Origin of the sequence: Fictibacillus sp. NRS-1165 (assembly GCF_050468105.1) — a bacterium.
In the GTDB taxonomy this organism is placed as follows: domain Bacteria; phylum Bacillota; class Bacilli; order Bacillales; family Fictibacillaceae; genus Fictibacillus_C; species Fictibacillus_C terrinigri.
This window is the reverse complement of sequence record NZ_JBDPNU010000164.1, coordinates 1-1501: the sequence shown is the minus strand read 5'-3', so window position 1 is coordinate 1501 and position 1501 is coordinate 1. Positions and strand designations below refer to the sequence as shown.

The 1501-nt window shown below is 30.5% G+C and carries 1 protein-coding gene and 1 pseudogene; both read right to left on the bottom strand.

Annotated elements, in window-relative coordinates; all coding sequences use genetic code 11:
• Positions 1–189: 189 nt before the first annotated feature.
• Positions 190–1107, bottom strand: coding sequence for a nuclease-related domain-containing protein (locus tag ABHN01_RS25555; protein WP_429877877.1), 918 nt, complete (start codon positions 1105–1107; stop codon positions 190–192).
• A 154-nt stretch (positions 1108–1261) separates the two neighbouring features.
• Positions 1262–1501, bottom strand: a pseudogene (locus ABHN01_RS25550) (LytR family transcriptional regulator); the annotation flags it as partial.

Here is a 1501-nt window from a genome sequence, read left to right as displayed (position 1 = left end):
CCTTATCAAAATCCCCTCTCCGTCTATCCTCGGTGGTAGGTGTTTCATAACAAACAAGCGAAATCAATCGCGTGGTTAAAGACATTACCCAGTGAAATATAAATTGGTCTTTTTTCCTTGATTGCTTTAAGGTCAAAATTTTCTTGAATTAATCGTATAGCTCTAATAGTGGATTGTTCTATTTGTTTATCAATTAATACTAACGTTTTCAATGATATTTTTCATCTTTTCTAACTCATCTTCTGAATGAACATCATTGTAACCGTCTAATTGCCTCATAAAGAATTTATAGAGGGTTTGTTTATCGTCAAAAACATAAGGGATTTTATTTTGTGAATAATTAATGAGTTTGTTTGCATGAAAATAAAGGATGGGTGTTATAGAATTATATTGGATATGTTTTTCAAGTAATTGATTCAAATTATCGACTCCGGACATAACTTGTTTTGACGGATCATCAAACGAAATAACATTCAATTCTTTTGGATCCTTATTTTTATTAACGAATACGATTGTCTTTTCAGTTTCATCATCCTCAGAAGGAAAAAGATTATCAAGAATGAACGAAAATTGTTTGGTATTTTCTTTTGAAATTCCATATAATATATCCCCATGGAACTCATTCGTGTCAATGATATAAATTCCAGTTTTCATCAAAACTATATGATCGATTTTTGTTGTACCTATTTCCCCATTTGCTTTTTTAAATGGAAAAAACACATTATCCAGAATCATCATTTGAAAAGGTTGGATCGTACCTTCTAAAACTAATTTTTCCTTTATCTCGGTTAATATATTATGAGTATTGACTTCACTGGTAGTTCTAGAGATCTTTTCCACGGTACGAACATATTCTTTAAAATCACTGATTTTGCTCTCATAACCTTCCTTAACCTGGTTGACCAATTGTTCTTTCTCTTGTTTAAGATCTTTTTCCACTTTAGAGAGATTTTCCACGGCTTCCATTTGAAATTCTTCAAACATTTGATCATAATTTTTATTTTTTTTCTTTAAAATTAATAATACCCCGAGGACAATAACAATTAATACGACAATTGTGGTCAGTAATAATATTTTATTATCCATAAATTTATATAAAATATCCATAAAAAACCTTCCCTTTTTTTTATTTTTCTTTTAATACAATTCGAGATAGCTGTAACGCGTTAAATCGTTTCGAAAGATAAAAAGAGGGAGGTGATATCCCTCTTCCTTTGGCAAAATACTGAAATTTATAGGCTCTTGCTAGCACACAACTACCTTATACCTGCTTATCGTTCATCTCCAAATGCGTTTTCATGTCATTGGAAATTTTTCGGAGATCTTTCTTATCTGGTATATAATAGTAAGTACCCTTTATCGTTTTATCTGATCCTTTAAGTTTGTGCTGCTCTATATTTTCTCGAGCGTCTTTATAATTGGATTGGATCTTCCACATATCATAAAAGGTCATGTTTGTTCTAACATTATTTTGAACAACATTGAGCATTTCACCATATTT